Origin of the sequence: Methyloceanibacter sp., from assembly GCF_049590335.1 — a bacterium.
Lineage (GTDB): Bacteria > Pseudomonadota > Alphaproteobacteria > Rhizobiales > Methyloligellaceae > Methyloceanibacter.
In genome coordinates this window covers 1-8,647 of sequence record NZ_JBAWCQ010000139.1, presented here as the reverse complement: position 1 = coordinate 8,647, position 8,647 = coordinate 1, and the positions used below count along the sequence as shown (strand labels likewise).

The following is an 8,647-nucleotide window of genomic DNA, read 5'->3' as shown; positions in this document are numbered from 1 at the left end:
GCCCTATTCCACCCAGCCAACAACAGCCGACAACACCCTCCGGAACGGAAAGAACATCTTGCGAACAAAGAACAAAGCAAGTACATTCTGCTCTCGAAGATGTCCTCGGCGCTCACGGGACCTTCCGGGTGTGGACGAGAGCCACCGGTGCCGAGCACCGCCATTTACGCAAGCCCTCGGGCTGTGAAATAAGGAGATTCGTCAATGTCGAACGCCGCGCTGCGCCTTGTTGAGGCTGGAGGGGAAATGGATAAAGAGAAGGCCCTGGAAGCTGCGATCTCCCAGATCGAGCGGGCTTGCGGTAAGGGGTCCATTATGCGGCTCGGCCAGAACGAGACTGTCGTGGAGATCGAGTCGATTCCGACTGGCTCCCTGGGGCTCGATATTGCGCTCGGGATCGGCGGTCTGCCGCGCGGCAGGGTTGTCGAAATTTACGGGCCTGAATCCTCCGGCAAGACGACGCTCGCCCTTCACGTTGTGGCGGAAGCTCAGAAGAAGGGCGGCGTGTGCGCCTTTGTCGATGCGGAGCACGCGCTCGATACAATCTATGCCCGGAAGCTGGGCGTCGATCTCGAGAACGTTCTGATCTCCCAGCCCGATACGGGCGAGCAGGCGCTTGAGATCGCCGACACGCTGGTCCGGTCGGGCGCCATCGACGTGCTGGTCGTGGATTCGGTAGCGGCGCTCACGCCCAAGGCCGAACTCGAAGGCGAGATGGGGGATTCCCTGCCGGGCCTTCAGGCCCGTCTCATGAGCCAGGCCTTGCGGAAGCTGACCGGTTCGATTTCCAAATCCCAATGCATGGTCGTCTTCATCAATCAGATCCGCATGAAGATAGGTGTGATGTTCGGGTCGCCCGAGACCACGAGTGGTGGCAATGCCTTGAAGTTTTACGCTTCGGTGCGGCTCGACATTCGCCGCATCGGTGCGATCAAGGAGAGGGACGAGGTTGTCGGGAATCAGACCCGCGTCAAGGTCGTCAAGAACAAGGTCGCGCCGCCGTTCAAGCAGGTCGAATTTGACATCATGTATGGCGAAGGCGTCTCCAAGATGGGCGAGCTGATCGATCTCGGCGTGAAGGGCGGAATTGTCGAAAAGTCCGGGTCCTGGTTCTCCTTCGACAGCGAACGCATCGGGCAGGGCCGAGAGAACGCGAAGAGCTTCCTCAAAGAGCATCCGGACATGGCCGACCGGATCGAGCTGGCCATTCGTCAGGGCGCCGGACTTCTCGGAGATCAGCTTTTGGACGGCGAGGGCGTTGAGGACGGTGTCGACGATGACGGGCTCCCGCCCGTGGAGGCTGAGACCGTGACGCCGATCTCCGGCCGCAAAAGCAAACGCGTGTGAGCGTGGGCTAGGCGCTGATCGAGGCACCGCGTTCTCAGGGTATCTCTAAGCCTGCCGCGCGGCTGCGGAGCGGCATAGGGCTCTCGTTTGTCCGAACTTGGAGTGTTGCGCGGGCGCCTCATGACTTTATGGGTAATGGGGCGTTTTGCTTTGTCGTGTGCTCTGGACAGCGATTGAGCGAGACCGTATGTCTGCCCCCGGATCCTCCTTGCTTTCGGCCTCTGTCGAAAAGGGAAGCGGAGGTGCGGCTGGACCTTCCGAATCGGTTAGGGTCCGGCAAGTTGCTTGGATCCTAAACCGTCGCATGCGTGCGGACATTGAAGAGTCGGCTCTGTAGATCGCAGCGGACCGCGAAAGCGAGTACCGCCTTCTCGACTGCTGGCAAATTGGGTGCTGCTAAGGTGAGCGCTGGGAAAGCCAAAAAGGGCACGCCGGAAAAGGCTGCATCACGCAACGCGCTGTCGCATGACATGCCCGCGCGGGTGAACGGTCTGCGGACAGCCTTTCTTCAATACTTCGCCGATGCGGATCACGTGGTGGAGCCTTCGGCGCCCTTGGTGCCACGACATGATCCGACCTTGATGTTCACCAATGCCGGCATGGTGCCTTTCAAGAACGTGTTTACCGGTCAGGAGAGGCCGCCGGCGTTGCGGGTCGCCTCGTCGCAGAAATGCGTGCGTGCAGGTGGTAAGCATAACGATCTCGACAATGTGGGCTTCACGGCGCGGCATCACACGTTCTTCGAGATGCTCGGCAATTTTTCGTTCGGCGATTATTTTAAGGAACAGGCGATATCGCTGGCCTGGTCCTTTCTGACCGGCACGCTCGCGCTGCCTACTGAAAAGCTTCTTATCACCGTCTATGAGGACGACGATGAGGCGGCGGACTTGTGGAGGAAGATTGCCGGGTTCGGTGACGACAAGATCTTGCGGATCGCGGGTTCGGACAATTTCTGGTCCATGGGCGACACGGGGCCTTGCGGCCCATCCTCTGAGATCTTTTATGATCATGGGCCCCATTTGCCGGGCGGCGCGCCAGGCACCCCCGATGAGGACGGTGACCGGTTCGTCGAGATTTGGAATCTCGTCTTCATGCAATACGATCAGCAGCCGGATGGAACCCGTGTGGATCTGCCGCATCCCTCGATCGATACAGGGATGGGGCTCGAGCGCATCGCGGCGGTCATGCAAGGGACCCACGACAACTACGAAATTGACTTGTTCAAAACGCTGATCGCTGCCTCGGTCGATCTCACGGGAGTGCCGGCCGAAGGCGGCGAGGCGCCAAGTCACCGCATCATTGCCGACCACTTGCGGGCCGCGTCGTTCCTGATTGCCGACGGCGTGCTGCCTTCGAATGAGGGGCGTGGTTATGTTCTGCGCCGGATCATGCGCCGCGCCATGCGCCATGCACATATGCTGGGCGCGAAAGATCCTCTTCTGCACCGGCTCGTGCCGACGCTCGTAAGTGAGATGGGCCGAGCCTTTCCGGAGTTGCAGCGGGGCGAGGCTTTGATCGACGAGACGCTAAAACTCGAAGAGACCCGCTTTCGCGAGACTCTCGATCGGGGCTTGCGGCTCCTGGACGAGGCAATCGAGGGGCTGTCGTCCGGCGACACGCTGCCGGGAGAGATCGCCTTCAAGCTCTACGACACCTACGGCTTTCCGTACGACCTGACGGAAGACGCACTGAAGGCCATGGGCATCGGTGTGGACGAGGCGGGCTTCGCGGCCGCGATGGAGCGGCAGCGCGCCGAGGCCCGGAAGTCCTGGTCGGGTTCGGGCGAGGCGGCGACCGATAATCTTTGGTACGAGCTCAAGGAGGAGCTCGGGGCGACCGAATTTTTAGGGTACGAGACAGAGACGGCATCGGGCGAGATTGTTGCGCTGGTCAAGGACGGCGCCCGTGTCGAGAAGCTCGAAGAGGGCGATCGCGGAATCGTTATCGTCAATCAAACGCCCTTCTATGCGGAGTCCGGCGGCCAGGTGGGCGACCGGGGCACGCTTCGTATTGCCGACGAGACCACCTTCGCGGTTTCCGACACCCAGAAGAAACTGCATGGCTTATTCCTTCATGACGGCGTCGTGGAGCAGGGCAAGTTGCTGCGGGGCCAGACATTGACGCTGTCGGTGGATCAGGCCCGCCGCACCGCCACCTGTGGGCATCATTCGGCCACGCATCTTCTGCACGAAGCTTTGCGGCAGGTCCTTGGTACCCATGTGGCGCAGAAGGGCTCGCTGGTGGAGCCGGGGCGTTTGCGGTTCGACTTTTCCCACCCCAAGCCCATGAGCGGGGTGGAGATCAAGACCGTCGAAGATATAGCGAACGCGATGATCCTTCAGAATAGTCCGGTGAAAACCCATCTTATGACGCCGGACGAGGCCATCGCGCGCGGCGCACTTGCGCTGTTTGGCGAGAAATACGGCGATGAGGTGCGTGTCGTGTCCATGGGCGTGACGCCGGAAAGCGAGAAGGCGGGCCACGCTTATTCCATCGAGCTTTGCGGTGGGACCCATGTGGGGCGTACCGGCGATATCGGCCTTCTTAAGATCGTGGGCGAGAGTGCCGTGGCGGCCGGCGTCCGTCGCATCGAGGCGCTGACCGGCGAGGCCGCACGCGACTATCTCGCGACGCAAGATACGCGTGTTAGAGCGGCGGCCGAGATACTCAAAGTCGCGCCGGACGATATGCTCGACCGGTTGGCCGTTATTGTCGAAGAACGACGCAAGTTAGACCGGCAGCTCACCGAGGCAAAACGCGAATTGGCGCTTCGGCCCGAAGGCAGCGACGATGCGAGCGACGCGGCCGTGCGGGATGTTGGAGGCACCAAGCTGCTCGCTCGTGTGGTCCATGGCGTAGCCCCCAAAGACTTGCGCGGTCTCGTCGACGAAGCCAAGCAGCAGATCGGGTCCGGTATCGTCGCGGTTGTCGGCGTGAGCGAAGAGGGGAAGGCGGGCCTCGTTGTCGGGGTCACCATGGATATTACGGGCTCGCATAGCGCCGTCGATCTCGTTCGCGTTGGTGCGGAGGTTCTTGGCGGCAAGGGCGGCGGCGGGCGCCCCGATCTTGCCCAGGCCGGCGGCCCAGACGGCGCCAAGGCCGATGCCGCCCTCGAAGCGATCGCGGCCAGCCTCGAAGTAGAGTCCGACAACGTACCGGCGCCATCAGCCCCCAGGCACGCCGGCCGAGCGTAAACAATGGCCACGACCGGCTGGCGCCGGAGAGGTCCATGAAATTCTGGAACTGGGCAGCGATGCCCATCCCGCCAGCTACATCGTCAACGGCTTCATCGTCGTGTTGATCGTGCTGAACGCGATTGCGTTCGCAGCCGGGACGGTCGGTGATCTCGCGACGCGCTAAGGCACGTGGTTCCGCGCCTCCAACGTCTTCTCCGTGATTGTCTTCACCATCGAATATGCGCTGCGGCTTTGGAGCGCGGTCGAAATCCCCATTCTGTCGCGCATGCGACCCTGGCACGCGCGGGCGATCTTCGCGAGCCGCCCGATCATGATCATCGACCTGCTGGCCTTCGCCCCTTGGTATGTCCAGTGGCTGATCCCTGTCGATCTGCGTGTGGTCAGACTGCTGCGTGTTTTACGCCTCTTCAAACTCGCACGCTTTTCGCCCGTCTAAGCGGCCTCGACGGCCCCGGACATGGCCGCCTGCATGTTTTCGTCGATCTTGTCGATGAAGCCTTCAGTCGATAGCCACGCCTGCTCGGCGCCAACGAGCAAGGCCAGGTCCTTGGTCATAAAACCCGACTCGATGGTTGCTATCCCGACGGCTTCGATCGTCTTGGCGAAACGGGCGAGCGCCTCGTTGTTGTCGAGTTTGGCCCGATGCTTCAAAGCACCCGCCCAAGCAAAGATCGACGCCATGGAGTTGGTCGACGTGGCGCGCCCCTCCTGATGCTGACGGAAGTGACGGGTCACTGTGCCATGCGCGGCCTCGGCCAGCACGGTGTTGCCGTCCGGGGTCATGAGCACGGATGTCATAAGGCCGAGGGACCCGAAGCCTTGCGCGACCGTGTCGGACTGGACGTCGCCATCGTAGTTCTTGCAGGCCCACACATAGCCGCCGGACCATTTTAGCGCAGCCGCGACCATGTCGTCGATCAGCCGGTGCTCGTAGGTGAGGCCAGCTTCGGCGAAGGACTCCTTGAATTCGGTCTCGAAAACTTCCGCAAAGAGATCCTTGAAGCGACCGTCATAGGCCTTGAGGATCGTGTTCTTGGTCGAGAGGTACACAGGCATTTTGCGGGTGAGGCCGTAATTCATCGAGGCGCGCGCGAAGTCGCGGATCGAGCTGTCAAGGTTGAACATGCCGAGCGCGACGCCCGAGCCCTCGAACATATGCACCTCGCGTTCGATCGTTTCGCCGTCGTCGCCCTCGAACGTGATGGTCAACTTGCCTTTGCCCGGTACGCGGAAATCCTGCGCGCGATAGATGTCGCCATAGGCATGACGCCCGATCACGATGGGCTTGGTCCAGCCCGGCACAAGGCGCGGCACGTTCGTGCAGATGATGGGTTCGCGGAAAATCACGCCGCCCAGAATGTTGCGGATCGTGCCATTGGGCGAGCGGTACATTCTCTTGAGCCCGAATTCTTCTACACGGGCCTCGTCCGGCGTGATCGTCGCGCATTTCACGCCGACACCAAATTCTTGGATCGCGTGGGCGGCGTCGACTGTCACCTGATCGTCCGTGGCGTCGCGATATTCGATGCCGAGATCGAAGGGCACAAGCTCGACATCTAGATAGGGCTCGATGAGCTTCTCCTTGATCATGTCCCAAATAACGCGGGTCATCTCGTCGCCATGCAAATCGGCGATCGGGTTCTGAACCTTGATCTTGTCCACGCAGCAATCTCCAAAAAAGGGGTATCGTCCGGGCCCGAAGGCAATGTGCCGCGGCCCATTGCAGGCCGCGGCTCCCTGTAGCATCGTCCGGCCATGATGGAAACAAATGAGCAGACCGGCAAGCCGGCGAATGCGCACGCCGTTCCGATGGCACCGGCGATTGTGCTGGTGGAGCCGCAACTGGGCGAGAATATCGGTTTTGCGGCTCGGGCCATGGGCAATTTCGGACTACGCGATCTGAGGCTGGTCACGCCGCGCGACGGCTGGCCCAATGAGAAGGCGTGTGCGGCCGCGGCGGTCGCCGAGCCGATTGTAAGCGGCGCGAAGTTGTTCGAGACGGTCGCTGCGGCGCTGGCCGATTGCAACTTTGTCGTGGCCACCACGGCGCGGCCGCGCGAGATGGTGAAGCTGGTCTTCAGTCCCGAATCCGCGGCGGCGAGTTTGCGTAAGCGCGCGCAGTCGGGCGAGCGCTGTGCAGTCATGTTTGGCGGCGAGCGCAACGGTCTCGATAATGAGTCGATCACGTTGGCCGATGCCATTCTGACGGCGCCGGTAGATCCGAACTTCGCCTCTCTCAGCCTGCCCCAGGCCGTGCTTCTGTTCTCCTATGAATGGATGAAAGGCGGAAAACCGGAAGGCTTGGGACGCGCCACGCTCTTCGATGGGCCCGCCCGGGAGGGGCTCGCGACGCCCGGGACCGTGCCCGCGACCCGCGCCTCGCTCTTCGGTCTCTTCGACCATATGGAAGGGGCGCTCGACGCGGCTGGATTCTTGCGCCCTCCCGAAAAACGCCCGGCCATGGTCCGCTCGATACGGAACATGTTGCATCGCATGGAATGCACCGAGCAGGATGTCCGCACTTGGCGTGGAATCATATCCGCTTTCACGCGGCATTCAGCGGCATCAAAGGGTTAGCGCAGCCATTTGCGGCCACAGTTCCGCCCCGTTTCTCCTATTGCGATGCGCGTCAACAATGGTAGCTTCCGCCAGAAGAAGGAGAGGGGCGTTCGATGAAAAATTTGTGGGCGAAGTCGGGTGGAGTCATAGGCTATGTCCTTGTGCTGCTTTTAGTGGTGCCCGCCGAAGCCGCAGATAGTCGCTCCGGCAATGCGGCCGTGGCCGTCGATGAGCTCAATCAGCGCAGCAAGCAGCCCGCTGCCAGCCAGAATGGTGGCATGAGCGAACGCGGCGTGCGCAACATGGTCTTCTACGCCTTCTCGCTCATCCCCGACGAGGTCAAGGGCCCCGATGGCACGATGGTCAAGGTCGATAAGGCCGATCCCAATAAATTCGTGATTCCCGAGGCAGACGCACGCCGCGTCATTCGGGCTGCCACCCGGTCGGCCTATGCCGATGTGTGCCGCCTTCCGGAGCTAGCCGAAGCCAATTACAACGCGATGCTGACGGAGGAAAAGAAAAAGCAGAACTGGAATCGCGAGCAGCTCTTGATGATCGAGGCGTTGCATCTGTTTGCGGTCTCATTCTTCACCGGCAACGCGTCCTTCACGACAGAGCCCGATTCGGCCTCGCCAGAGAGCGAAGGCGCAGCGGCCGCGGGAGGCGGCGATCCTCAAGCAGTCCAGAAGGCGCCCCCGCCGCCGAAATGTCCTCCGGAGCAGCGGGAGAAGGTCGAGGGCGCCATTAAGGCCTATGTGGCAGCCGTCGGGGCACAATAATTGGCCCAAAGGCCAATAAGGATTGCGATAGCGGAATTGACAATTTCCAGGCATTCCGTGTAACAGAACGGCTTGGCTCGGTCGTTACGGGCTGAGTGCGAACCGCCGGACGACTTTGGCGGGCCCCGATCAACCACCATCAACAGGTTTTTGCGGCAGACGCGGGGACATTGACCGCCCGTGGAAAGCCCGATTTGGCTTTGGAGTCTTGACGAATGACGAAACGCATTCACGCCAAGCATAAGATTGACCGTCGGCTTGGCGAGAATATCTGGGGACGCCCGAAGAGCCCCCAGAACAAGCGCGAGTACGGACCTGGCGAACATGGCCAGCGCCGCCGCGGCAAGCTCTCGGATTATGGTCAGCAGCTTCGCGCAAAGCAGAAGCTGAAGGGCTACTACGGGAACATCACCGAGAAGCAGTTTAAGGCCATCTATCACGAGGCATCGCGTCTGAAGGGCGACACCTCCGAGCGCCTCATTGGGCTGCTCGAGCGCCGCCTGGACGCGGTCGTGTACCGGGCCAAGTTCGTGCCCACGGTTTTCGCCGCCCGCCAGTTCATTTCGCACGGGCATGTAAGGGTGAATGGTCGCCGGGTGACGATCCCGTCTTACCGTTGCAAGGAAGGCGACGTGATCGAGGTGCGGGACAAGTCGAAGGATCTCGGCTTGGTGCTCGAGGCCGCGCAGAGCGGCGAGCGCGACGTGCCGGATTACGTCGATGTGGATCACGGCAAGATGACCGCCACGTTCACGCGCGTACCGG

6 protein-coding genes and 1 pseudogene are annotated in these 8,647 nt (G+C 61.5%); 6 read left to right on the top strand and 1 reads right to left on the bottom strand.

Features of this window, described 5'->3' with window-relative positions:
• Window positions 1-204 precede the first annotated feature (204 nt).
• The 3 genes and pseudogenes from recA to WBQ77_RS10915 form a co-directional block, all read left to right on the top strand.
• Complete coding sequence (recA, locus tag WBQ77_RS10925) at window positions 205-1,347, top strand: recombinase RecA (protein WP_424042161.1); 1,143 nt, start codon at window positions 205-207, stop codon at window positions 1,345-1,347.
• A 470-nt stretch (window positions 1,348-1,817) separates the two neighbouring features.
• Window positions 1,818-4,541: an alanine--tRNA ligase gene (gene alaS, locus WBQ77_RS10920; protein WP_424060247.1), complete on the top strand. Its 2,724-nt coding sequence runs from the start codon at window positions 1,818-1,820 to the stop codon at window positions 4,539-4,541.
• A gap of 184 nt (window positions 4,542-4,725) precedes the next feature.
• Window positions 4,726-4,980: pseudogene (locus WBQ77_RS10915) on the top strand (ion transporter); the annotation flags it as partial.
• Here the strand turns inward: WBQ77_RS10915 and WBQ77_RS10910 are convergent.
• On the bottom strand, window positions 4,977-6,206 hold the full coding sequence (locus tag WBQ77_RS10910; RefSeq protein ID WP_424060245.1) for an NADP-dependent isocitrate dehydrogenase: 1,230 nt from the start codon (window positions 6,204-6,206) through the stop codon (window positions 4,977-4,979). The pseudogene WBQ77_RS10915 and the gene WBQ77_RS10910 sit on opposite strands and share 4 nt — an antisense overlap.
• A 93-nt stretch (window positions 6,207-6,299) precedes the next feature.
• Between WBQ77_RS10910 and WBQ77_RS10905 the strand changes: the two genes are divergently transcribed.
• The 3 genes from WBQ77_RS10905 to rpsD form a co-directional block, all read left to right on the top strand.
• Complete coding sequence (locus WBQ77_RS10905) at window positions 6,300-7,121, top strand: RNA methyltransferase (RefSeq protein ID WP_424042157.1); 822 nt, start codon at window positions 6,300-6,302, stop codon at window positions 7,119-7,121.
• Window positions 7,122-7,216: 95 nt separating this feature from the next.
• Complete coding sequence (locus tag WBQ77_RS10900) at window positions 7,217-7,882, top strand: hypothetical protein (protein WP_424042155.1); 666 nt, start codon at window positions 7,217-7,219, stop codon at window positions 7,880-7,882.
• 215 nt (window positions 7,883-8,097) lie between these two features.
• Window positions 8,098-8,647, top strand: a 550-nt coding sequence (rpsD, locus tag WBQ77_RS10895) for a 30S ribosomal protein S4 (RefSeq protein WP_424060243.1), incomplete at its 3' end; no start/stop codon positions are given.